The 22,532-nt window shown below is 49.3% G+C and carries 23 protein-coding genes; 14 read left to right on the top strand and 9 right to left on the bottom strand.

Annotation, left to right across the window (positions count from 1 at the left end; translation table 11 throughout):
- Nucleotides 1-47: 47 nt before the first annotated feature.
- On the bottom strand, nt 48-1,040 hold the full coding sequence (locus SD10_RS05400; RefSeq protein ID WP_046376027.1) for a GRP family sugar transporter: 993 nt from the start codon (nt 1,038-1,040) through the stop codon (nt 48-50).
- Nucleotides 1,041-1,171: 131 nt separating this feature from the next.
- Between SD10_RS05400 and SD10_RS05395 the strand changes: the two genes are divergently transcribed.
- The 5 genes from SD10_RS05395 to SD10_RS05375 all read left to right on the top strand — a co-directional run bounded on the left by SD10_RS05395 (nt 1,172) and on the right by SD10_RS05375 (nt 5,424).
- The gene (locus tag SD10_RS05395; protein WP_046376026.1) at nt 1,172-1,615 is read left to right on the top strand and encodes a DMT family transporter; all 444 of its coding nucleotides are present in this window, start codon (nt 1,172-1,174) and stop codon (nt 1,613-1,615) included.
- A gap of 167 nt (nt 1,616-1,782) precedes the next feature.
- The gene (locus tag SD10_RS05390) at nt 1,783-2,406 is read left to right on the top strand and encodes a hypothetical protein (RefSeq protein WP_046376025.1); all 624 of its coding nucleotides are present in this window, start codon (nt 1,783-1,785) and stop codon (nt 2,404-2,406) included.
- A gap of 61 nt (nt 2,407-2,467) precedes the next feature.
- The gene (locus SD10_RS05385) at nt 2,468-3,739 is read left to right on the top strand and encodes an MFS transporter (protein WP_046376024.1); all 1,272 of its coding nucleotides are present in this window, start codon (nt 2,468-2,470) and stop codon (nt 3,737-3,739) included.
- Between the two features lie 113 nt (nt 3,740-3,852).
- The gene (gene argH / locus SD10_RS05380; protein ID WP_046376023.1) at nt 3,853-5,187 is read left to right on the top strand and encodes an argininosuccinate lyase; all 1,335 of its coding nucleotides are present in this window, start codon (nt 3,853-3,855) and stop codon (nt 5,185-5,187) included.
- 6 nt (nt 5,188-5,193) lie between these two features.
- Complete coding sequence (locus SD10_RS05375; protein WP_046376022.1) at nt 5,194-5,424, top strand: hypothetical protein; 231 nt, start codon at nt 5,194-5,196, stop codon at nt 5,422-5,424.
- A gap of 47 nt (nt 5,425-5,471) precedes the next feature.
- On the opposite strand, the gene SD10_RS05370 is transcribed toward SD10_RS05375, so the two are convergent.
- Complete coding sequence (locus SD10_RS05370) at nt 5,472-6,335, bottom strand: SMP-30/gluconolactonase/LRE family protein (RefSeq protein WP_046376021.1); 864 nt, start codon at nt 6,333-6,335, stop codon at nt 5,472-5,474.
- Nucleotides 6,336-6,535: 200 nt separating this feature from the next.
- Here SD10_RS05370 and SD10_RS05365 point away from each other — a divergent pair, with 200 nt between their 5' ends.
- On the top strand, nt 6,536-6,745 hold the full coding sequence (locus tag SD10_RS05365) for a hypothetical protein (protein WP_046376020.1): 210 nt from the start codon (nt 6,536-6,538) through the stop codon (nt 6,743-6,745).
- A 73-nt stretch (nt 6,746-6,818) separates the two neighbouring features.
- Here SD10_RS05365 and SD10_RS05360 read toward each other — a convergent pair whose 3' ends face one another.
- Nucleotides 6,819-8,069 carry an MFS transporter gene (locus SD10_RS05360; RefSeq protein ID WP_046376019.1) on the bottom strand — a complete coding sequence of 417 codons (1,251 nt, stop codon included), beginning with the start codon at nt 8,067-8,069 and terminating at the stop codon, nt 6,819-6,821.
- A gap of 57 nt (nt 8,070-8,126) precedes the next feature.
- On the opposite strand from SD10_RS05360, the gene SD10_RS05355 reads away from it, so the two are divergent.
- Nucleotides 8,127-8,789: a phosphoribosylanthranilate isomerase gene (locus SD10_RS05355; protein WP_046376018.1), complete on the top strand. Its 663-nt coding sequence runs from the start codon at nt 8,127-8,129 to the stop codon at nt 8,787-8,789.
- A 77-nt stretch (nt 8,790-8,866) separates the two neighbouring features.
- On the opposite strand, the gene SD10_RS05350 is transcribed toward SD10_RS05355, so the two are convergent.
- Nucleotides 8,867-9,289 (bottom strand): Hsp20/alpha crystallin family protein, encoded by a 423-nt coding sequence (locus SD10_RS05350; protein ID WP_046579081.1) that lies wholly within the window; start codon nt 9,287-9,289, stop codon nt 8,867-8,869.
- Nucleotides 9,290-9,691: 402 nt separating this feature from the next.
- Between SD10_RS05350 and SD10_RS05345 the strand changes: the two genes are divergently transcribed.
- Complete coding sequence (locus SD10_RS05345) at nt 9,692-11,032, top strand: tetratricopeptide repeat protein (RefSeq protein WP_046376017.1); 1,341 nt, start codon at nt 9,692-9,694, stop codon at nt 11,030-11,032.
- 82 nt (nt 11,033-11,114) lie between these two features.
- On the opposite strand, the gene SD10_RS05340 is transcribed toward SD10_RS05345, so the two are convergent.
- The gene (locus SD10_RS05340; protein ID WP_046376016.1) at nt 11,115-11,885 is read right to left on the bottom strand and encodes an AMP nucleosidase; all 771 of its coding nucleotides are present in this window, start codon (nt 11,883-11,885) and stop codon (nt 11,115-11,117) included.
- Between the two features lie 160 nt (nt 11,886-12,045).
- Between SD10_RS05340 and SD10_RS05335 the strand changes: the two genes are divergently transcribed.
- On the top strand, nt 12,046-12,489 hold the full coding sequence (locus SD10_RS05335; RefSeq protein ID WP_046376015.1) for a type I restriction enzyme HsdR N-terminal domain-containing protein: 444 nt from the start codon (nt 12,046-12,048) through the stop codon (nt 12,487-12,489).
- Nucleotides 12,490-12,660: 171 nt separating this feature from the next.
- On the opposite strand, the gene SD10_RS05330 is transcribed toward SD10_RS05335, so the two are convergent.
- The 4 genes from SD10_RS05330 to SD10_RS05315 all read right to left on the bottom strand — a co-directional run bounded on the left by SD10_RS05330 (nt 12,661) and on the right by SD10_RS05315 (nt 16,557).
- Entirely contained in the window at nt 12,661-13,230 is a 570-nt protein-coding gene (locus tag SD10_RS05330; protein WP_046376014.1) for a YceI family protein, read from the bottom strand.
- Nucleotides 13,231-13,292: 62 nt separating this feature from the next.
- The gene (locus SD10_RS05325) at nt 13,293-13,748 is read right to left on the bottom strand and encodes a MarR family winged helix-turn-helix transcriptional regulator (RefSeq protein ID WP_046376013.1); all 456 of its coding nucleotides are present in this window, start codon (nt 13,746-13,748) and stop codon (nt 13,293-13,295) included.
- Nucleotides 13,749-13,802: 54 nt separating this feature from the next.
- The gene (locus SD10_RS05320; RefSeq protein ID WP_046376012.1) at nt 13,803-15,833 is read right to left on the bottom strand and encodes a hypothetical protein; all 2,031 of its coding nucleotides are present in this window, start codon (nt 15,831-15,833) and stop codon (nt 13,803-13,805) included.
- 196 nt (nt 15,834-16,029) lie between these two features.
- A complete protein-coding gene (locus tag SD10_RS05315; RefSeq protein WP_316933128.1) occupies nt 16,030-16,557 on the bottom strand; it encodes a GNAT family N-acetyltransferase in 528 nt (175 codons plus the stop codon).
- Between the two features lie 187 nt (nt 16,558-16,744).
- Between SD10_RS05315 and SD10_RS05310 the strand changes: the two genes are divergently transcribed.
- The 5 genes from SD10_RS05310 (at nt 16,745) to SD10_RS05295 (ending at nt 22,513) form a co-directional block, all read left to right on the top strand.
- Complete coding sequence (locus tag SD10_RS05310) at nt 16,745-17,296, top strand: Maf family protein (RefSeq protein ID WP_046376011.1); 552 nt, start codon at nt 16,745-16,747, stop codon at nt 17,294-17,296.
- Between the two features lie 111 nt (nt 17,297-17,407).
- A complete protein-coding gene (locus tag SD10_RS05305) occupies nt 17,408-18,979 on the top strand; it encodes an alpha-amylase family glycosyl hydrolase (RefSeq protein WP_046376010.1) in 1,572 nt (523 codons plus the stop codon).
- Nucleotides 18,980-19,097: 118 nt separating this feature from the next.
- A complete protein-coding gene (locus SD10_RS30435) occupies nt 19,098-19,253 on the top strand; it encodes a DUF433 domain-containing protein (protein ID WP_227699150.1) in 156 nt (51 codons plus the stop codon).
- A 724-nt stretch (nt 19,254-19,977) separates the two neighbouring features.
- Nucleotides 19,978-21,402: an arylsulfatase gene (locus tag SD10_RS05300; protein ID WP_046376009.1), complete on the top strand. Its 1,425-nt coding sequence runs from the start codon at nt 19,978-19,980 to the stop codon at nt 21,400-21,402.
- A gap of 172 nt (nt 21,403-21,574) precedes the next feature.
- A complete protein-coding gene (locus SD10_RS05295) occupies nt 21,575-22,513 on the top strand; it encodes an aspartate carbamoyltransferase catalytic subunit (protein WP_046376008.1) in 939 nt (312 codons plus the stop codon).
- Nucleotides 22,514-22,532 lie beyond the last annotated feature (19 nt).

Genomic DNA, 22,532 nt, shown 5'->3' with positions numbered 1-22,532 from the left:
TTATCGACGTATTATTCAGTCAGCACGGTGCTAACAGGTGTAACCACTCATTTTGCGTAAATAATCAAGGCGAGTCCCAACACGTAAAACAGGCCCATCAGCGTCAGGTAACGACTGGAAGCAGCGGGTGCCCCCCGAAACTCATTCCAGATAAACACACCCCACAAGACGGCCACAATGGTAGCGCCCTGACCCAGTCCATAGCTAATGGCGTAGCCAGCCTCGCCTGAAGCTAACAGGCTCGATGCTAAACCCAGACACCAAACCATGCCCCCCAGCATACCAATTCTATGATTTCGGCGGCTCACATCCCTATAATCAATTTCGCCATCGGCCGGCTTGCTGGCAAACCGACGCAGCACCGGCAAAAACAACGGTGTGCTACTGACAACTCCAATCGCAAACAGAACCAACGCGGTATAGGGCGTTAGCAGGCCCCGCCCTGGCTGGGCAAAATCAGGGGCCATGGCCCGTGCCACGAAGTAGAAAAAGAAACTCATCAGAAAACCACCGACCAGCGAAGCCACAATTCCTCTTGTATTAACAGATGCATCTGTTGTGGCTTTAGATCGGTAGGCTAGGGCACTAAATACAATAGCTAAGAAAATGGCAAAAACGCCCGCCAGCAACAAGCTTAAATTACCTATTGGTGACAAAATATAATTAACGATTACGCCCAGAATCAACGCCAGCCCAATACCAACTGGCATGGCCACCGATAAGCCAGCCAATTCAATACCGACCACAATGAGCATATTGGCAATGTTAAAAACAAACCCTCCGACTAAAGCATAGAGTATGCTTTGCCTATCCGCCTGCTTGACGTCCACCAGAAAAGATCGGCCTTGCGTACCGAAGCTCCCCAATGTAAAAGCCAGTAATAGGCTCAGAATCAGAATACCATATGTATAATCCCGATAAAAAATTGTAGTCGGAACAGATTGGGTCGTCAATTTTTGTGTATTCGCCCAGGAGCCCCAACAGAGCATAGTCACAAAGCAGACGACAACCGCCAGCGGATAGTGGGAGATGATAAACATATATAACTGAGTCTGTTTAGGTTAGGAATAGCTGGCAATCTACAAAATGCTTCTTTGCCGACAAAGGCCGGATTCATTAGAAAACTTGATCAGGGAAAAGGCTACGCGTCATCATTGGTTACCTTTACAACATGAATTACATCTATATCCTCTTTGCGTTTCTGGTTGGGCTAGCCATTACCGTACAGGCCGGTGTGAATGCCAATTTGCGACAGGCCATGGCCAGTCCTATTCTGGCAGCCGCCATTTCATTCGGTTCCGGTTTTGTGGCCCTGCTCCTTCTGTTTGCCGCATCCGGCTCATCGACACCCTCATTCGATGCCATCAAACAGGTAAGCTGGTGGAAATGGATGGGTGGTGTGATGGGAGCCGTCTACATGATCACCGTCATTGTGAGTGTGCAAAAGATTGGAACCGCTAACCTGGTCAGCCTGAGTGTAGCCGGACAGTTGGTAGCCGCTATCATCCTTGACCATTACGGATTGCTTGGTTTTGCCATACACCCGGCCAATGGCTGGCGCCTGCTTGGTGTCATGCTGATTATAACGGGTGTATTGCTGGTGGTAAAAAACTAAGTATCCGGTTTATGGTTTACAGTTTTCGGGCGGCTGGTCAGTTAAACCCGTAGTGACGGACCACCGTAATGACGGACCACCGTAATGACGGACCACCGTAATGACGGACCACCGTAATGACGGACCACCGTAATGACGGACCACCGTAAACGACAAACCGAAAACCAATGATCAATTACCGTTTTTACCCTTCTTTGCTGAATGTCTTCGCCCGGTATGTACGTGGGGGAAACCTATCTGCACAGGAACTGATTGACTCGATTAATCGGGTACCGACACCCACTACCGCAGCGCAGGAACGGGGGGTTTCGTTTGAAGAAGCCGTGGTTAAAGGCACCAACGAAGACCGATTTGACCCGGACGTCATAAAAAAAGTCCGCAAGTTGCTCCCCCGTCCCATTGTCGATACGCAGGTGTATTGCCAATGGGAGATTGATGACGTGCTCTTTTATGGGTACGTCGATCTGATCGGAAAATTCAAGGCGGTCGATTTAAAGACGACGGCTTCTTATCAGGCTGGCCGCTTCCTGCACAACCACCAAAACCTCTATCTGCATGCCCTCAAGCGCAAGGGAATCAAGCTGATGGAATACGTCATAACGGAATTTCAGCCGGGCGGCCCAACCGAAGTGCATGTCGAAAGTTATACACTGACGCACCCAATCGACAGGCAACTGGAAGAAATCCGGTTACTTAAGACCTTTCTGGAAGAACACCGCCCCCTCATTACGGATAAGAAAATCTTTGTCGCACCGGGCGAAGCGGCCGACGCCCGCCGAAAAACGGGATAACTTATGTAGTTTCCGATAAAGCTGGCGCTATTTCGGGCCTGGTTTCGTGTACCTTCGCGCTATGCTTCAGCGCACTCTCCACCTGTATCAACGTGCTTACAAGGGCCTGTCGCCCTCCGTCTGGCTATTGGCGGGTGTGATGCTCATCAACCGTTGTGGCACAATGGTTTTGCCGTTCATGACGCTTTACCTGACGCAGCACCTCCATTATTCCGTTCAGGATGCGGGGATTGTGATGGCCATTTATGGATTGGGTGCTTTTGTCGGAACCTTCCTCGGTGGCCGGCTCACCGACCGATTCGGGTTCTATTACGTTCAGTTATTCAGCCTTTTATTCGGCGGAATGGCGTTACTCGGGCTCCAGTTCGTCACCAATTTTACGGCGCTTTGTGCCAGCGTGTTTGTGTTCACGCTCTTTGGCGACGCCTTTCGACCGGCCAATCAGGCGGCTATTGCCTATTACTCTGATACCGAAACCCGTACGCGCGCTTTCTCCCTCAACCGGCTGGCCATCAACCTCGGCTGGTCTGTTGGTGGGGGCCTGGGCGGCTGGATAGCCGGTGTCAGTTACAATCTTCTTTTCTGGACCGATGGCCTGACCTGTTTAACGGCAGGCGTTGTTCTGTGGATCTGTTTACCCGCGCCGGCCAGCGCCCCGGCAAACAACGATCATCAGGCAGAACCCACCGTTGTTCCGGCAACAAACCAATCACCTTACCGGGATACCTGGTTTATTGCCTTTGTCATTTGTTCCTGCCTCTACCTAATGGCGTTTATGCAGTTATTTTCCATCGTGCCCTTATTTTTTAAAGAGGTCATGCAGATGAAAGAAAGGACGATTGGGAGCCTGATGGCCCTAAACGGCCTGATCATCGTCTGCGTCGAAATGGCGCTGGTCTATAGCCTCGAACAGCAGCAACGCTCAAAAATAAGTTTGATTGTGACAGGGGTTAGTCTGACCGTACTTGCCTATGGCCTGCTCTCCCTGCACCAATGGTTGCCGGTATCCCATATGGCTGTGGCGCTGGTTTTCATTCTGGTCGGCACCTTGAGTGAAATGCTGGCGGTGCCTTTCATTCAGTCGTTCACGGTGGGGCGTTCCAGTCCGGCCACACGTGGGCAATATTTGGCGCTGACCTCCATGAGCGGGGCACTGGCACAAACGCTGTCGCCCGCGCTTGGGTCGCAACTTGTCGCCCATTTTGGTTTTTCAGTACATTGGCTGGCCGTGGCCGGTATTAGCTTGGCGTCGGCGAGTGGCTTTTGGTGGCTGGGTAAATTATCCCGAAAGACAGCACAAACAGCCGTACCCGCAGCCGATTCTGTACGCTAGGGCGTTGTCTCCCCGACTTTCTTTACGAACTTTGCAAGCGAGCAAAAGAGCCAGACGGGCCTGTTCATGCCCCATTCACTCTTTCACTCTTTCACTCTTTCACTCAGTAAGCCTTGAAACTCTGGCAAAAAGAAGGCGTCAGTACCGCCGAACAGATTGAACGCTTCACCGTCGGTCGCGACCGTGAAATGGACTTGTACCTCGCCCCTTTTGATGTACTGGGCAACCTTGCTCACGCACAAATGCTGGAAACCATTGGCCTGCTTTCTGCGGATGAATTGCCGCTTTTGACGGCTGAACTAAGGTCGATTTATCAAACCATTCAGGCCGGGCAGTTTGTGATTGAAGACGGCGTTGAAGATGTACACTCGCAGGTTGAACTACTATTGACACGGGCGCTGGGCGACGTAGGTAAAAAAATTCACTCGGGCCGGTCACGCAATGACCAGGTACTGGTCGATTTAAAACTCTTCACCCGCGACCGGCTGTGGCGCGTTGCGGAAGCCGTTCAGCATGTATTCAATCGGCTGATAAGTCGATCAGAGCAGCACAAAAACGACCTTTTGCCGGGCTACACACATTTGCAGATTGCGATGCCCTCTTCGTTTGGCCTTTGGTTTGGCGCGTATGCCGAAGCGCTTGCCGATGATATGCTGACCCTACAAACGGCTTACCGGCTAGCCAACCGAAATCCACTTGGTTCGGGAGCCGGTTATGGGTCATCGTTTCCCCTCAACCGCACCCTCACCACCGAACTGCTGGGCTTTGAAGGCATGCACGTGAATGTTGTATACGCCCAGATGAGCCGCGGAAAAACGGAGCAGACAGCGCTTACATCGCTGGCGGCTATAGCCGCCACCATTTCCAGAATGGCGATGGATATTTGTCTGTATAACAGTCAGAACTTCGGCTTCCTGCTTCTCCCGGATGCACTCACAACGGGCAGCAGTATTATGCCGCACAAGAAAAACCCGGATGTGGCCGAGCTTCTACGCGCTAAAACCAACCGCATGAAAGCCCTGCCCATGGAAGTGACGCTGGTCATGAGTAACCTGCCATCGGGCTATCATCGCGACATGCAACTGCTGAAAGAAATCCTGATGCCTGCGTTTGACGAAATCATTGATTGCCTGGAAATTACCGACTTCATGCTCGAACACCTTCAGGTAAAATCCAACCTGTTAGACGACCCTAAATACGATTTACTCTTCAGCGTTGAGCGGGTAAACGCGTTGGTATTACAGGGCGTGCCGTTCCGGGAAGCCTACCGAACCGTCGGCAAAGAGATTGCAGAACATACGTATGAACCACCCAGAGCCCTGCACCATACGCACGAAGGGAGCCTTGGCAACCTAGGCAATGAATTGATTCAGAACGCCATGAAACAAGCCCTAGCGGGCTTTGGTGCGGAGAAAGTACAGACAGCAACCCAGCAATTATTGAGTTGAAACGCAATGAGCGAACTACCCGAACAAACACGGAACGACTTACGACGCATTGGTGGCGAATTATCCCGCTTATCGTTTGAGGTATTGACCGTGGTAGGCGTCAGTGATCAGGACGCACCAAGCCAGAAGCGTCTGACTGAAGTCATGGATTCTATCGAGCAGGCCATACAGGGCCTGGCCGAAATCATTACCTACGACCCATCAGACAACGATGACGACTTCCAAGATGATGAGTAAATAATTTAATTGCTGACGCGAATGAGCTGCAAGTATGCGGCTCTACGCTATTCGACCCGGTAAGCCACCAGCGAATTCTTATAGAATGTGGGTATGATCAGCAGCTTCTTGCTGGCCACATAATCAATATCGGCGGCATTAATTTTTTGTTCGCGGGTATCGAGCAGTTGCACTTTGGTGCCATCGGCGTCGACGTGAAAAATCTGGCCGTTCCAATCCGAAACGAAATAATTCCCTTTCCCTTCGGCGACGATACCATCAGTGGCAGCCATACCATCGGCCAGGGTCGTTATTGTTTTAGTCGCTACATCTACAGACCGTAAAGCGCCGATTTTTGTGCTGCCAACCATCAGTTTATCCTTGCCAACGGCCAGCACACCATTGGGTTTGTTTAGTTGTTCGCCTTTCATCCAGACTTCCCATTTCTCATCCTTCAGCCGATAAATCTTGTCATTCTGATTGTCGGACACATACACGGTGCCATCTTTTGCGACAGTCACGTCATTCAGAAAACCGCCTTTCCCAACGGCGTCCCAGGTCTTTTCGGCCTGCCCATTCTCCGTGTTGATGCACACCAACCGGTATACGTCCGTTACGTACAGGCGATTTTTATACAGCCCCATGCCTTTGGGCGCGTTCAGGCCCGATGTCCAGCGCAGGTTCTCAATTTTACCGTCGAGCGTCACTTTGGAAATAAAACCACTGCCATCAAGGTCACCGGGTTTCCCGTCAATATTGGCTACATACAAGGTGTTATTCCCGTCATACAACACCGATTCAGGTATACGTAATGTCGTATCGGTCTCCCAGGCCTTTACCAATTTCATTGGTTTTGGTTTAGTGGGTGGTGTAAGCGCCAGTAAACTTGCACTTACGACTGTTAGTAACAAAAATAGGTTAAAATGTTTCATAATTGCGTTGATTGTCAGATGATTAAAATTTTTCTAAAAAAAATATAGTTGGACCATGCCGGGTCGAAAGTAGCTCCTTGGCGCATCACTAAAAGATAAAATATAATTATTCTAACCGGTTCTGAAATGAGACCTGTTTATGTAAAAACAATCAGATAGGGAGGGTGTTTACAAAACTCGCACATTAACAACACAAGATTATGGAAACTGCTCAACTCCACTCTTTTGACGTGCAAGCGCCAGTTAGCCAGCTCAAAGAAAGCACCCGGGATATGGTTCGGTTGCAACGAGATTACCAACTCTCCGATGAATTGTTCTGGGAAGTCTTTAACGCCCGCGTTCTGCTCAATGAGCAGATAGACATCGACGCATTCATTACTGATTCCAACAGGTCGCCCGCTTACGCATAGCCTATTCCCTGCTCATGCCAACATCCGCCCGACTACCCACGAACAAACGGTAGCCGGGCGAATGCTTTCCCGATCAACTCAGTCGAACGGTAAACAGCGCCTTCGATTTGGCATATACGTAGGCCACGACGACGAGTGTGACTACACCACCGAGCATAACCGAAGGAACCGTGCCCAGTAAGCGAGCCAATAGACCCGACTCAAACGCACCAATTTCATTGGATGAACTAACAAAGATGCCATTTACCGCAGCCACCCGCCCACGCATATGATCGGGGGGGAAGATTTGCAGGATCGTTTGGCGAATGATTACACTAACACTATCGAAAGACCCCGTTAAGGCCAGCATAAGCAGTGAGAGATAGAAATTCGTCGATAGCGAAAAGATAATCGTCGCTATACCAAAACCCGCCACCGAAAGAAGCATATTCCGCCAGGCGTTATGGGTAGGCGGATGCTTTGTCATGTAAGCCATGGTCAACAGGGCTCCAATGGATGGAGCGGCCCGTAAAAACCCTAAGCCTTCGGCACCCACTTTTAAAATATCTTCGGCATAAACGGGTAAAATAGCCACAACGCCCCCAAACAACACCGAAAACAGATCGAGCGAGATCGCGTAGAGGACAATTTGGGTTTTAAAAACAAACCGAAACCCTTCCGTCAGACTTTCCCGCAGACTCAATACCGGCGCATCGGAAACAGGAGTAGGCTTACGTTCAATGAGTGTGATCAGCAAAAAGCAGACAGCCAGAAGAACAATGACCACAATCAGGCTATTATCGAACCCAACCCAACTGTACAGAAAACCGGCCAATCCCGGTCCAACAATAGCCCCCGCCTGCCAGAAAGAACTACTCCACGTGGCGGAGTTGGCGTAAAGCTCGCGGGGGACTAAAAATGGTTTTATTGACGAACTGGCCGGCGAGTAAAACCCTTTTGCCGTACCAATCAACATCAGTACGCCATTAATGGTGGCTAAACGGGCGGTTTGGGATAACCCGGCCGCAACAGATGGTTGAAAAACAAGGTATAAAATGACCGACCCGAGTAAAATAACCAGTAAACTCCAGAGCAGAATCTGTTTTTTATCCCGTCGGTCGGCCAGGTGTCCCCCAAACAAGGATAGCGCAATGAATGGTATTGCTTCGGCGAGGCCAACCAGACCCAGCATTAAGGGATCGTGGGTGAGTTTGTATAACTCGTAACCGAGAATAACTTCCTGAATCAGCAGGGTGGCCGTGATCAGAAAACTGTTCATCACGAAATACCGAAATTCAGGGATGCGGAGCGATGCGAAGGTATCTACTGGAGACTGTTGAGCCATTCTATTGTCGGCGTGTACTATATTTATCGCCTGTGTTTTAGTAATCAACCCAAAACGATGCAATCTCCGTTCCGAACGAGAGTGAAAATTTGCTGCATCAGCAGCCTTAAGGAAGCCCGGTTAGCTACTCGACTGGGTGCCGACGCCCTTGGATTAGTGGGCCGAATGCCCAGCGGACCCGGCGTTGTCGGCGATGAACGAGCTGCCGAAATTGTGGCCGCTACCCCTCCACCACTGGCTACCTTCATGCTGACCAGCGAAACTACTGTTGATGCGATCATCGCCCATCAACTTCGCGTGGGGGCAAATACCATTCAACTCGTCGATGCCGTAGCGCCCGACACCTATGCCCTGCTTCATGCTGCCTTACCGGCCATTAAGGTCGTTCAGGTCATTCATGTGCTCGATGAACGAAACGTTGATGAAGCCCTGGAAGCAGTGCAATTGGGGGCCGATGCGCTGCTGCTTGACTCGGGCAATCCAACGCTGGCTATTAAAGAATTAGGCGGCACAGGACGCGTGCATAACTGGCAAGTAAGTCGTCAGATTGTTGAGCAGTCGTCGGTACCAGTATTTTTGGCGGGGGGCCTGAATCCCGGAAACGTTCGTCAGGCCATTGATTCCGTACAGCCCTTCGGCCTCGACATTTGTAGTGGTGTTCGCACGAATGGTCATCTGGACGAACAAAAACTGGAAGCGTTTATGAACCTGATACGCTAAAAAGCCATTACCAACTGTGATCCAACAAAAACGCCCGCACCAAGTGGCACGGGCGTTCCAAATTCTGCCGAGTGCAATTAAGCAACGACAATTTCTTTCACTAATTTCTCTTCTTTTACCTCAACTTTTGGTAATTCAACGGTGAGGATACCATCGGTATAGCTGGCTTTGATAGCGTCGGCATTTACCGTTTTGGGTAAGCGGAAGCTGCGTTCAAATGAGGTAAAACCAAATTCCTGCCGGGTAAATTTCTCGGTGGTTTCTTCCGTTTTCACTTCTGATTGATAACTGATCGTCAGCTTGTTATTTTCAACGTTGATTTTCAAATCTTCTTTTTTCAGCCCTGGAGCAGCCAATTCAAGCTGGAAACCAGCTTCGGTTTCTTTGACATTTACGGCTGGAACGTTAGGCGTCGTGTTTTGATACCGGTTGATCACAGGACGGCCATAAAAGGGGTTAAAGAAGCTAGGAACGTTATTATATCGAACTAAGGTTGCCATTGTTTTATCTGTTTTAATAGGTTGTTTATCGTCAATCACATACATCCTTAGTCAAATGATGTACCAATTTGGTATTTATAATTAATAATGCCATTATGTCCGAATTATCCAAAAAGAGAATAATACATACTGACAAAATGACCAGTACAAGCCTATGCCCGTCTGACTCATTTGATAAAATGGCTGATTTTCCTTTACAACACAGCGTTTAGGCGATGCCCCTTATAGCATAACTTAGCTAGCTTCATTTTTAACCTAACTTCACTACCCATTCCCGGTAATTGACCTAACCCACTAATAGACTACACTTTAAAGTATTAATAACTTGGTGAACCGGTAACAAACGGCTAATTTTAGCGCGCTTAGCCAAGCGTTTACTCACCATAACTTACTACTCTATTTATGAAGCGACATCTACTGCCGCTGCTCACACTGCTATTGTGTGCCAGTTCCTCCTTGGTTACCCACGCCCAACAATCAGCCATCGAGTTTTTCGATAGTGGGATTACCAAAAGCAAATCGAATGATTTTACCGGAGCATTACAGGCGTTTAGCATGGCGATCACCCTGAATCCTGAAAACTCAGCGAGTTATTACAACCGAGGGCTGGCTAAAGCCAACCTAAAAGATCACCGGGGCGCTATTCTGGATTATGATAAAGCCATTGACCTGAATGGAAAAGATGCGCTGGCTTATTTAAGCCGGGGCGTGAGCAAAAGCCGACAGGACGACCACCGGGGCGCTTTACTGGATTACAGCCGATCCATTGAACTCAATCCCGACGACGCACAAGCCTACTACAACCGGGGCGTCAGCCGTAGTCGTATCGACCAATATCGGGGTGCATTAGCTGATTTCTCTAAAACAATTGAGTTGGAGCCGACGAATGCCCAAGCTTATTATACACGAGCGGTTACCAAGCAAAAACTAGAAGATTATGCGGGTAGCGTCGCCGATTTTACAAAAGTGGTGGACATTACGCCCAAACGGCCACAGGCTTATGCTGGACGCGGGATGTCTAAGGTCGAACTGAATGACTTTGCGGGAGCTGTAGCCGACCTGAACAAGGCGATTGAATTAAGCCCCGACGATGCCGAAGCGTATTTCTACCGGGGCTTTGCCAAAAGCAAACTAGACGATTATAAAGCAGCGCTCGGCGATTATGACCGGGCCATTTCGCTCAAGGGAGATAACTACCGGGCTTATTATGGACGGGGATTTTGCCGAAGTAAACTTGGTGACCAGAAGGGAGCCGTTGCTGATTTTAACCAGGCTATTGACATCAACAATGTGAATGTGGATGCCAAAGTCGTTTACACAGGCCGCATGACGCATGCGATTCTGGATAACCTCCGTAACGTTGTTCAGGAACGTAGTAAAATCAGTGAGTTGGGCAGCGAACGCGCCGAAGCGTATTTTAGCCGGGGTATCAGCAAAAACAAGCAGGGAGAGCCCAAAGCCGCTATTCTTGACCTCAACAAAGCCATTGAACTGAGCCCGGCCTATGCCGAAGCATACTTCAGTCGGGGTATGATCAAGTCGGCCCAAGGCGACCAGAAAGGCGCGCTCACCGATTGCAACAGTGCCATCAAACTAAACCCACGCTATGCTGAGGTGTATTATGTGCGTGGCCTCATCAAACACAGCCTCGGCGACGAGAACGGTGGGTGCCTCGACCTGTCTAAAGCTGGTGAATTAGGCTATACGCCAGCCTACAAAGTGATTAGCGACTACTGTAATTAAGCGCCGAATCGATCTCTATCAGCGCATTCCTGAAGTGGTGGGCTGATAGAGATCGATTCGGCGCTTATCTATCTAAAATCTATTACTCAAACCGCAGGTGCTTAACCGAATCGCCAGACGATTCGAGTTCAAGCAGGGCATCGATACCAATGTCCAGGTGAACATTGACGAACTGACCCGTTACGCGTTTATCACTTTCCTCCGTCTTTACGCCCTCGGGCACCAGTGGATTGTCGGATACCAGCAACAGAGCGCCGTGCGGAATTGAATTGACAAAACCGACGGTAAAAATAGTCGCCGTCTCCATGTCGATAGCCATCGTCCGGATTTCACGCAGGTAATCTTTAAAGTGTTCGTCGTGCTCCCAGATGCGTCGGTTAGTCGTGTACACGGTACCGGTCCAATAGTCCAGTTCGTATCGTTTGATGGTCGATGATACCGCGCGCTGCAACCGGAAGGAGGGCAATGCCGGAATTTCGGGACGCATGTAATCGTTGCTGGTTCCCTCCCCGCGAATGGCTGCAATGGGAAGAACCAGGTCACCAATCTGTGTCTTTTTCAAGCCACCGCATTTACCCAGAAACAACACCGCTTTGGGGTTAACCGCCGAGAGCAGATCCATGACCGTAGCCGCCATAGCGCTACCCATCCCGAAGTTGATAATCGTAATATTGTTGGCGGTCGCTGTTTGCATGGCCCGCCCCATACCAAAAATTTCTACGTCAAACTTCTTAGCGAAGAGCTCGACATAATTGATAAAGTTGGTCAGCAGAATGTATTCGCCAAATTGCTCGATAGGGGTGCCCGTATAGCGAGGCAGCCAGTTTAAAACGATTTCTTCTTTTGTCTTCATTTTTAGTGAGTCAGAATGTAGAAGAACGAACGAGTGAAATCAGAGTTCATAGGCCCCTCCGCCAAAAACGGAGTCTTTCAATCGGTGTCAGAAGATGGATTGATCGTTTTTTATTCAGTCTTTCGCTCTTTCACCCTTTCGCTCTTTGTATATTTGAGGTATGGTTGCGCTGAACCTCCCTTCTTTTGATTGTAAAATTAAACAAGTCGAAGGGAAACCCTACATTTTCGATTCATTACGCCGGAAGTACGTTCGGCTATCGCCCGAGGAGTGGGTTCGGCAACACATTGTCAATCTACTCTTAACACACTACGCCTACCCCAAAGCGCTCATCCGCGCCGAAGGTGGGTTGATTCTCAACCAAACTCAGAAACGCACAGACGTCGTCGTTTTTGACCGGCAGGGGCAGCCGTTTTTAGTTGTTGAGTGCAAGGCTCCGCATATTCCTTTAACCCAGTCGGTATTTGATCAGATTGCCCGTTACAATCACGTCCATAAAGCACCCTATCTGGTCATTTCCAATGGCCTGACTCACTACTGCTGCGGCATCGACCATACGACGGCTGACATTCAGTTTTTAGACGACTTTCCGGCATTTAACTAATGCAAGTGGTGGTGCGGCATACCGACCCCCGGTCCGCGCACCTGCCAATTAATTTAATCTGATTCAGCTAGCAGTTGTGCAGCCATCTTGTCGGTATGCCGCACCACTGCGTTTCATAAAAAAAATCCCTGCCACCGTTGGGTAGCAGGGATTTATATACGTTAGCTTAGCTTAGTTACCTTTAACAAGCTCTCCACTGGCACGGATCGCGATCTCATCACTAACAACGGCAGCAGGAACTGTTCCCAGCGTAAAGTCAGCACGTTTTACTTCACCCGTTACTTTAAAACCAGCTAGGGTTTTCTTGTTTTGTGGGTTGGTAACAGGACCAGTGATCACCGCATCGAGCGTTACAGGCTTCGTAACACCGTGCATGGTCAGGTCGCCCATCAGTTTGTATTTGTTGCCCGATACTTTGCTAATTGACTTGCTTTTGAAGGCCAGCGTTGGGTATTTGGCGGCATCAAAGAAATCAGGGCTTTTCAGGTGGCCATCACGCTTCTCCTGGTTGGTGTTGATGCTACTGACATCGGCGGTCAAGTCGATTTGAGCATCGGTAAAATCAGGTTTCGATGAGGTCATTTTAACATCGAAATTCTGGAATTTACCATCTACTTCAGACAACATCATGTGTGTTACCGTGAAAGCCAGGTTAGAGTGAGCTTTGTCGAGCGTCCAGTTTTGAGCAAAAGCACCTACTGAAGCGAACAGCAGTGCAGCAATCATTGTAACTTTTTTCATTGGTCTGCAGTAAACAAGTGATTAGTAAATACAAGTAAAAAACAAAAACTCTATTAGGAAAATTAAGCACGAAGCCGGTCGAGCAGGTGACTGAGTGCAGTGGCTTCATCAACCGTAAGCTTATGCTGCAATAAGGCATCCCATTCGCTCTGGAGAGAATCCAACTGCTTCAGCAACTCCAGACCCTTCTCCGTAATGACGACATCTACCGCACGTCGGTCACTGGGGCACTCCGTACGCAACACCAGCTTTTTAATAACCAGCTTATCGACTAACCTCGACGCGTTTGACATTTTATCGAGCATTCGCTCCGTAATATCAGACACCTTTATGGGGCTTGGAAACTGGCCCCGCAAAATTCGCAACACATTGTATTGCTGTAGTGTCAACTTAAATGGCTTCAACAGACGCGTCTGACTATCAGCAAGCCAGTTAGTCGTATAGATCAGATTCACAATCACCCGCTGATAGGATGACTTGAATGGCGCGCTTTGTTTAATGTCTGTTTCTATTGACATGGCACAAAGATAGTGTAATTGTATTTAATGTTTCTACATTATATTCAATTATTTTTATCGGTACGGGACAATTTGTGGAGCTGATAAATCAAAATCGCGAAGCTTTAAGGTTGGCACACCTTCAAATGCCTGCCGGAAAGGCAACGTATTGCCCGGAATATTGGGATAATAGGTTAACCTGATCTGAAAACTGTTAAACGTCAGGTTTTCATTCCGTAAACGAAACCCTAGACCATAGCCCTGGTAGAGCGGCCCACTGAACAAAGGCCGATCAGGGAAACTAGTCAAGCCGAGATTAACGAACGTGATAAAGGCAACCCGGAAGCCAACCAGGTTCAGCCGGGAGAACAGGATATTTTCGTAATTGATGAGCCAGCGTTTAGTCCCTCGCAACGCATCACTATTAATACCTATGCCGTCGGTATTAAGGCCGCTACCGCTACTGCCTAACGTAATGTATTCGTTCGTAAATCGATTGATACCCGTTGTAAAACGGGTATTGAAAAAATGACGCATGTTTCCCCATTTCGTTTTCGACAGCTGACTAAAATAGTTCGATTCAAACGAAAAGACACCCTGTTCAATGTGGTTATTGCGAATGTAGCCGCCGATATTGACCAACCCATACAGGTACCCCAGGTGCCTGACGTACCTTCCCTGCGAAAAATTCAGGCCTATATACATTCGCCTACCCAATTCGGCATTATCATAGCCCGCAATGCCAGCCACGGTTTCTCCAATTGGCACGTCTTCCGTGCGGCCGAAGCCATAAATTAATACATCGCGCACGTATTTACGTCTGGAATAACCCACACTGAACAGAGTTGTGCGGCTATCCTGATAGATCTGATTCGTATCGGCGGTTACATCGGGGCGACGACTGTACGTATAGCGCGTATTGCGCAGGGCTACAATAAGGCGCGAACGCCCCTTTTCGTCTGACTCACGCTGTTTGTAAAATAAGCGAAACGAACGGCCAATCCAGACATCGGAATAATCATAACTAAGCGGCACCAGTAACACACTATCGTTGCGGGTAACCAGCCGATTGTTGATCTGTGTGTGGTTCAGTTCGATGGCTCCGGCATACTTCATGTCGGGCGTCAGGAAAGGACGATATAGTTTTATAGCTACCTGTTTCAGATCACGCAGGTACAACAAATCGGCTTCGGCCGTCAGGAAGGTTTTGCCGATAAAGGGAACCGTGTAGCGGGACTGGTATTCCAGTTTTTGTCGGGGATCAGTGCCCGAATAAGCCACCTGCGCAAAAAGATGGTGCCCCAGCCCCCGGAAATTAAGCTGATCGAACCCAACACTGAAATTAGTTAACCCACCAAAGCCACCGTTGGGCAACAGCGACCAGACATCCTGCGTAATGACGTAAACATCCACAAACTGCTTGCTATTCGGACGCGGCAGGACCAGAATACGCGCATCGTGGAAGATCGACGTAGTCCGTAGCAGTCGTTCGTTATCCCGTAACACGTTCGGGTCAAGTATATCGCCCTGCCGGAAAAGCAGATAGGAGTTTCGAATAACGTGCTCTCGGGTGTTAAAGTGCAGGCGATTCCCCGTTCGCTCGACCCAGTTGGCCGGTTTACGCAGGGTGTCATACACAGTCTGGCCAAATACGCCAAGCCGCCTGATGTAGATGTCGCCAATAATCTTGCCTTCAAATATTCGGAAGGGATTCACTTCAATCTGATTCACCTCCCCCGTTGCTGTCCGGCTGTTGTAAACATCCTGAAATATAGCATCGTACAGTTGCCGGGTTAGCCGGTGCTTGTACATTTTGGTTTTCAGGCGGCTATAAAAAACGCTGTCGCGCAGCATCAGTACACTATCTGCCTTTACTGAGTGTATAATGGCTAATGAATCCGGATAGCCCTGTTGAATTGGTTTGGGCGCTAGGGTGTCTACCTTAATCTGACCGGCTGGTGTGAGCGTTCCCTGCTTCGGACTTAGGTTCCGCTGACTACTATCGGGCTGAGCGACCACGCTGGCGGAGTATCCGACAATGCATATCAACCACACCATAGAATGGCGCAGGAACGATACATACATAGACAGATACTGCTTATTCATTACTTCATACAGATGCCTTATGCCATGTTTAGTTAACCACTACCTGGCAATAGTACTAATAAACTTACTTACCGCCTATACGATACTGCCTATACGACTCATTACTTGTTAATTTTACTTACGTATTCATACGGGCGGCAGTTAGAGCGAAACAGGAATCAATAGTTTAATCAACACCGTCGACAGTATAGGTCCGTTAGGCATCTAACTGTTTTTCAAGCCATAAGTCCCGTTGCCGTTCGGAGCCAAACTGAAAATAATGAAAGCCAAAGGGCTTAAAGCCCATCTTTTCGTAAAATGCTCTCGCCCGATAATTTCGCTCCCACACCCCCAGCCACACGGCCTTATAGCCCTGCATTCTGGCCCAGTCAGTACAATATTGTAATAACGTTCGACCCTGCCCCTGCCCTATCTGCGACTGCAATAAATAAATTCGCTGAATCTCTATAGCATTACGTTGTTTCATGCGTCTTGGTGGCGTATGCTTCCTTAATTTTGCATAACCAATCGGTATGCCATCGGGCAAAACCATCATAAAAAAAGTTGACCGGGCATCCAGCAGCTCAGCCTCCAGAATCGGTTGCGTAATGGACGAAGCAATGTATTCATCAACCAGTTCAGCCGGGTTATGGGGTGGACCGAAGGCCTCACGCATGGTGATGGCTGATAAGTCTGTAAGCACGGCCGCATCAGCAAGGGTAGCAGATCGGATAATCAAGTGCATGTGTGTTAACGGTGAATGATAAATTATAAATGATGAATCACGAATATAGCTTGAAATTTACCCGGTGCATGACTACGTCTGTGACCCAGTCATCCATTATAGTTCATAATTAATCGTTTGTTTACTCGTGTTAACCTTACGTTATCCTTTAATTCTAGCGTCGGGATCGCCCCGCCGAAAACAACTCATGACGGATGCGGGCTTTTCATTTACCATCGAAACGCGCCCTACCGATGAGCTATTCCCGGCAACGATGCCTGTCGATGAAGTTGCCGAATACCTCGCCCGGCAGAAGGCAGAGCAGTTTCTGACCGACACAACAGACAACCAGTTCCCGGCCCGAATTGTCCTTTGTGCCGACACGGTTGTCATCCTGGGCAATCAGATTCTGAATAAACCGCAGGATGAGGCCGACGCCCACCGAATGCTGCGCGCCCTGTCCGGAAACACACACCGCGTTCGTACAGGCGTTGCTATTCTGGCGCCCGATAACAACGGTGGCCCGCAAGTATACTCATTTACGGACGAAACCGTCGTACAGTTTTCCCCCCTCACCGACGATGAGATTTCGTACTATATCCGGGAATGTAAACCGTTCGATAAAGCCGGCTCGTACGGCGCTCAGGATTTTGTCGGCCTGGTTGGTATCGAACGGCTCGAAGGCTCCTTTTACACCGTGATGGGACTGCCGACTCATCGTGTATATCAGGCCTTAAAAGCCTACGCCGTGTACGCATAAAGCGAAGCGATATACGCTGGTGAAAAGTGTGCTGATTTACGTACATACACAACTCCCGCAAACTCATCAGCGACTTTCTCCGTTTGGTAGAAACTAGCAATCCTTCATTGAATGCAATCTGATTTTTCGAACATTACCACCTCACCGGCCAGCGCATCGGTCAACCCTGCATCCGTCAACCAACTCCGTACAGGCCGTTCGGGGGTTCATTACGAGATTTTCGTTCGTTCCTTTGCCGACTCCAATGGGGACGGCATCGGGGATCTGAACGGCGTTACGAGCAAGCTTGATTATTTAAAAGACCTCGGCGTTTCGGCCATCTGGCTCATGCCCATCAGCCCCTCGCCGACCTACCATAAATACGACGTTACAGACTATTATGGCATCGATCCGGAATACGGCACCATGGACGATTTCAGAAGGCTTATTACGGAAGCTCATCAGCGGGACATAGCCGTTATTATCGACTTGGTTCTGCACCACACCAGCATCCGCCATCCCTGGTTTCAGGAAGCAGCTAAAGGCCCTGACAACCCTTACTGGCACTACTATAAGTGGTTACGTCCCGACGAGATTAAACGGCGTAAGCTAGCCACCCGCGACATCACGGCCGATTCGGGCGAGAAGAACCCGTGGCACTCGGTGAAAGGAGCGAGCTACCCGGAGCAATATTATGGGATGTTTTGGAGCGGTATGCCCGACCTGAACTTCGACTACCGCCCGCTGCGTGAAGAGGTTTTTTCCATTGCCCGTTTCTGGCTTACCAATGTGGGTGTCGATGGCTTCCGGCTCGATGCCGCCCGGCACCTCTACCGTGAATCGGAAGAGCCCAAAAACCATGAATTCTGGCAGGAGTTCGGGCGCGTGGTCGAAGCAGCTAAACCAGGTGCCTACACAGTGGGGGAAGTATGGACCCGCCCCGAACGCATCGCACCGTATTTTCGAGGATTGAAAGCCAACTTCAATTTTGACCTTCAGTTGATGGTTGCCGAAATCGTTCGGCAGGAAGACGACACGGAGGATCTGGTTGAATTTCTGACGTATGTCCACAAAACATTCAGCAATGTCAACCCAGAATTTATCGACGCGCTGCTGTTGTCTAACCACGATCAGAACCGCATTGGCAGTATGCTGAAAGGCAACATTGCCCAGCTAAAAGTAGCGGCTAATCTGTTGCTTACCCTACCCGGCCTGCCGTATCTCTACTACGGTGAAGAAATTGGTATGCTGGGCGTAAAGCCCGACGAGAACATCCGCGAACCGTTTTTGTGGGACATCCGCGCCAATGATACGCAGCGTACCCGCTGGCGACGGGGTACGTACAGCACCAGCCAGACCGTACGACCACTAGCGCAGCAACAAGCCAATCCGGATTCCCTTTTCTCGCACTACAAACGCCTGATCGCCTACCGGAACAGCCATCCGGTTTTAACGGATAACCTCAGCCGGCTTTTCCCTACCGGTATTCGACAGAAAGGGATCGTCGCGTTCATTCGGCAGGCATCGACGGGAGACGCTCCCCTCGTACTGGTTGTTCATAACCTGACAAGAAAGCCCATTGAGGTCGTCTTTTCGCCGGATGAGTCCTGGTGTCGCTGCGTTGTTTTTGAGACCCTGCCGGGCAGTTCGTTCAACGATGACCGGGTAACTGTACCGGCCTATGGGTGCGTGGTGATAGAGTAAGAGCCGTTGTTAATCTATACGGATGATTGTAGTTTTTTTAAAACTCCAGATTGTGCTGACTCGTATTACTATTGATCCGAATATCTGCCACGGCAAGCCTACAATTTGAGGATCGCGGTTGCTAATTACGACTGCTCTAGAATTACTGGCGAGCGGAAAGACTTGGGATGAAATTCTGAATGACTACCCAGGTTTGGTACCAGACGATATTCAAGAGTGTCTGAATTATGCCGTACAACTGGCTCATTTTAGTACACCACCACTAACTGCATAAAGTTTCTTGTAGATGATCAATTACCTTATTTGCTACCAGATTGGCTACCAGAAAAGGAGTATGATGCTGTTCACGTCACCTCCCTTTTAACAGATGAGCGAATCCAAGATGGCTATAGCTGCGAGAGGAGCATGGTTGACTAGCGAGTAGTTATCACTAAAGATACTGACCTTTTCAATACATATCTAATTAAGCATCAGCCTTATAAGCTCATATACATAACAGCTGGCAACTTAAAAAAATCGTCAGTTACTTGATTTGTTCAGAGCCAGTTTGGATCAGTGAGTTGCTACGTTGAAAGCTACTCAAGTTATTGACGTTAATCAGCTAGCCATAAAAGTCTGCTTTTGATTTGTATCAATCCATCTTGTGACTTAAGCCATCTTTCTAAATGGTAGTCATCGCGATTCGTCTACCCAAATCAGCGTCCCCTAGTAATACGTGTTGCCTGTCATGCTGTTATCCAATATCTGACACGATAGGGGCACATTGTAAAAACTGATTAAACATATAGATAATCATTCATTAGAGGGGCCATAAGGCTTAGGGCCTCGTTAATCAATTAGGCTAAAGCCAACGCGCCTGATTTTCTGTGTTTGTCCCTACAAATCAGACATGTTTGCTCTAGGAAAGGAGTAATTCATAAAAAATGGTATCAATAAGCCGTATAACTTCCTCTTTGTGGCCTTTGGTAGTATAGAGTTCCCAATGCTTCCTCAACAATATGACTAGAACTATCGTATGCTTACTGCTTTTCATTTCCTGCCGGATACAGGCGCAAGCGCCCAAAGCCATCCGCCCAAACATCATCTTTATTTTGGCCGATGATCTGGGCTTTGGTGATGTGGGTATCAATGGGCAAAATCTGATTAAAACACCCACCCTCGACCGCATGGCGGCCGAAGGTATTCAGTTCAGGCAGTTCTACGCAGGCACGTCGGTTTGTGCGCCTTCCCGGTCGTCGCTCATGACCGGGCAACACACGGGCCACACGTATATAAGAGGCAACAAAGAGGTGCAGCCTGAAGGCCAGCAACCCCTTGCCGACTCGGTGGTAACCATGGCAGAGCTGCTGAAAAAAGCTGGATATGCAACGGCGGCATTTGGCAAGTGGGGTTTGGGGCCTGTCGGTTCGGAAGGCGACCCTACGAAACAGGGTTTCGACCAGTTTTACGGCTACAACTGCCAGGCGCTGGCGCACCGTTACTACCCCGATCACCTCTGGGATAATGACAAAAAGGTTGTGCTGGCGAACAACAAAAATTTGACGCAAACGAACGAGTTTGCGCCCGACATAATCCAGAAAAAAGCCTTAAAATACCTGGATACCCGTAAAAGTCAGCAGCCATTTTTCCTGTTTTTGCCGTACACCCTGCCGCACGCAGAGCTGGTTCCGCCTACCGATAGCCTGTTTGCCTATTACAAAGGAAAATTTGCCGAAACTCCATATACGGGTGCCAATTACGGCCCCAACGCAAAAACGGGCGGCTATGCTTCGCAAACCCATCCACATGCCGCTTATGCGGCCATGGTAGCCCGTCTGGACAGGTATGTGGGGCAAATTCTGGCCAAGTTGAAAGCAAAAGGGCTGGACAAAAACACGCTCGTTATCTTTTCGAGTGATAACGGCCCGCATAAAGAAGGCGGTGGCGATCCTGTTTTTTTCAATAGTAGTGGCGGCTTTCGCGGGGTTAAACGGGACCTCTATGAAGGAGGCATTCGGGAGCCATTTATTGCTCGTTGGCCCGGAGTCATCAAGTCCGCTACACAAAGCGATTTTGTAGGCGCCTTCTGGGATTTGCTGCCCACCTTTGCCGAACTGGCTGGGGCCAAAACACCCGCTAAAATTGACGGCATCTCGTTTGTGCCCTCCTTAATAGGAAAAGGGCAGCAGAAAACGCACGATTACCTCTACTGGGAATTTCATGAGGGCGGTGGCAAACAGGCGGTCCGACAGGGCAACTGGAAAGCTGTGCGGTTGCAGGCATCCAGCGATCCCAATGGCCCTATCGAACTCTACGACCTCTCGAAAGACCCCGCCGAAACGCACGACATAGCGGCCAAATATCCCGACAAGGTCAGATACCTCAGCAAGCTCATGGCCCAATCCCATACAGAATCGGCCTTGTTTCCCTTTGCCAAACGATAGAGCGCTCGCAGACGCTGAAGTAAGTTATTCACTAATTGCCAAATGGTTAGTAGATAACTATGCGCTCTTTACCCAGTAAGCCATTCGAGAAAGCCTATAAATTCTGATGGAATCGATAACCGACTAGTGTCGATCTTTCTATCTTTGCCCAATTTATAGGTATACTGCTCTCATGGCCCCATCGACCCATCGAACTTCCCTAAGTGTCCGCCATTTGGTGGGTATCAAAGACCTGACCGAGTCGGACATTCAATTAATTCTGGATACGGCCGCGCAATTTAAAGAAGTTATCAACCGCCCCATCAAGAAAGTCCCCTCGCTGCGTGATGTGACCATTGCCAACGTTTTTTTTGAAAATTCGACTCGCACCCGGTTATCGTTCGAACTGGCCGAAAAGCGCTTGTCAGCCGATGTCGTTAACTTTTCGGCATCAGGAAGCTCAGTCAAAAAAGGCGAAACCCTGCTGGACACGGTCAACAATATTCTGGCCATGAAGGTCGATATGGTTGTGATGCGCCACAGCAGTCCCGGCGCTCCTCATTACCTCACCAAACACATCAAGGCCAATGTCGTCAATGCGGGCGACGGCACCCATGAGCACCCTACCCAGGCCCTCCTGGACTCTTTCTCCATTCGCGAAAAATTGGGTGATGTGGCCGGAAAACGGGTGGCCATCATTGGCGATATTACCCACTCTCGCGTGGCCTTATCCAATATTTTTTGTTTGCAAAAACAGGGCGCAGAGGTCATGGTTTGCGGCCCCAAGACCCTCATTCCTAAATACATTGAAGCCCTTGGTGTGAAAGTAGGGCACGATGTCCGTCAGGCACTGGCCTGGTGCGATGTAGCCAACGTCCTGCGGATTCAGCTTGAGCGGCAACAGATAAAGTATTTCCCGTCGTTGCGCGAATACTCGCTTTACTTCGGCATTTCCAAGCAGATGCTCGACGAGCTGGATCGCCCTATCGTGCTCATGCACCCTGGCCCCATTAATCGGGGCGTTGAACTCACATCGGATGCCGCCGATTCGTCGCATTCCATTATTCTGGATCAGGTCGAAAATGGAGTTGCCGTGCGCATGGCGGTGCTGTATCTGCTTGCGCAACTGTAGGGCTATCTATCTGCGTGCC

It is taken from the genome of Spirosoma radiotolerans (genome assembly GCF_000974425.1).
Lineage (GTDB): Bacteria > Bacteroidota > Bacteroidia > Cytophagales > Spirosomataceae > Spirosoma > Spirosoma radiotolerans.
The sequence above is the reverse complement of the archived record's forward strand: the minus strand, read 5'-3'. Positions and strand labels throughout refer to the sequence as shown.

Bases quoted from the DNA above. Each gene is read 5' to 3' on its own strand.
- SD10_RS05400 (WP_046376027.1), bottom strand. From the start codon at position 1,040: ATGTTTATCATCTCCCACTATCCGCTGGCGGTTGTCGTCTGCTTTGTG.
- SD10_RS05395 (WP_046376026.1), top strand. From the start codon at position 1,172: ATGAATTACATCTATATCCTCTTTGCGTTTCTGGTTGGGCTAGCCATT.
- SD10_RS05390 (WP_046376025.1), top strand. From the start codon at position 1,783: ATGATCAATTACCGTTTTTACCCTTCTTTGCTGAATGTCTTCGCCCGG.
- SD10_RS05385 (WP_046376024.1), top strand. From the start codon at position 2,468: ATGCTTCAGCGCACTCTCCACCTGTATCAACGTGCTTACAAGGGCCTG.
- SD10_RS05375 (WP_046376022.1), top strand. From the start codon at position 5,194: ATGAGCGAACTACCCGAACAAACACGGAACGACTTACGACGCATTGGT.
- SD10_RS05370 (WP_046376021.1), bottom strand. From the start codon at position 6,335: ATGAAACATTTTAACCTATTTTTGTTACTAACAGTCGTAAGTGCAAGT.
- SD10_RS05365 (WP_046376020.1), top strand. From the start codon at position 6,536: ATGGAAACTGCTCAACTCCACTCTTTTGACGTGCAAGCGCCAGTTAGC.
- SD10_RS05360 (WP_046376019.1), bottom strand. From the start codon at position 8,069: ATGGCTCAACAGTCTCCAGTAGATACCTTCGCATCGCTCCGCATCCCT.
- SD10_RS05355 (WP_046376018.1), top strand. From the start codon at position 8,127: ATGCAATCTCCGTTCCGAACGAGAGTGAAAATTTGCTGCATCAGCAGC.
- SD10_RS05350 (WP_046579081.1), bottom strand. From the start codon at position 9,289: ATGGCAACCTTAGTTCGATATAATAACGTTCCTAGCTTCTTTAACCCC.
- SD10_RS05345 (WP_046376017.1), top strand. From the start codon at position 9,692: ATGAAGCGACATCTACTGCCGCTGCTCACACTGCTATTGTGTGCCAGT.
- SD10_RS05340 (WP_046376016.1), bottom strand. From the start codon at position 11,885: ATGAAGACAAAAGAAGAAATCGTTTTAAACTGGCTGCCTCGCTATACG.
- SD10_RS05335 (WP_046376015.1), top strand. From the start codon at position 12,046: ATGGTTGCGCTGAACCTCCCTTCTTTTGATTGTAAAATTAAACAAGTC.
- SD10_RS05330 (WP_046376014.1), bottom strand. From the start codon at position 13,230: ATGAAAAAAGTTACAATGATTGCTGCACTGCTGTTCGCTTCAGTAGGT.
- SD10_RS05325 (WP_046376013.1), bottom strand. From the start codon at position 13,748: ATGTCAATAGAAACAGACATTAAACAAAGCGCGCCATTCAAGTCATCC.
- SD10_RS05320 (WP_046376012.1), bottom strand. From the start codon at position 15,833: ATGAATAAGCAGTATCTGTCTATGTATGTATCGTTCCTGCGCCATTCT.
- SD10_RS05315 (WP_316933128.1), bottom strand. From the start codon at position 16,557: ATGCACTTGATTATCCGATCTGCTACCCTTGCTGATGCGGCCGTGCTT.
- SD10_RS05310 (WP_046376011.1), top strand. From the start codon at position 16,745: ATGACGGATGCGGGCTTTTCATTTACCATCGAAACGCGCCCTACCGAT.
- SD10_RS05305 (WP_046376010.1), top strand. From the start codon at position 17,408: ATGCAATCTGATTTTTCGAACATTACCACCTCACCGGCCAGCGCATCG.
- SD10_RS05300 (WP_046376009.1), top strand. From the start codon at position 19,978: ATGACTAGAACTATCGTATGCTTACTGCTTTTCATTTCCTGCCGGATA.
- SD10_RS05295 (WP_046376008.1), top strand. From the start codon at position 21,575: ATGGCCCCATCGACCCATCGAACTTCCCTAAGTGTCCGCCATTTGGTG.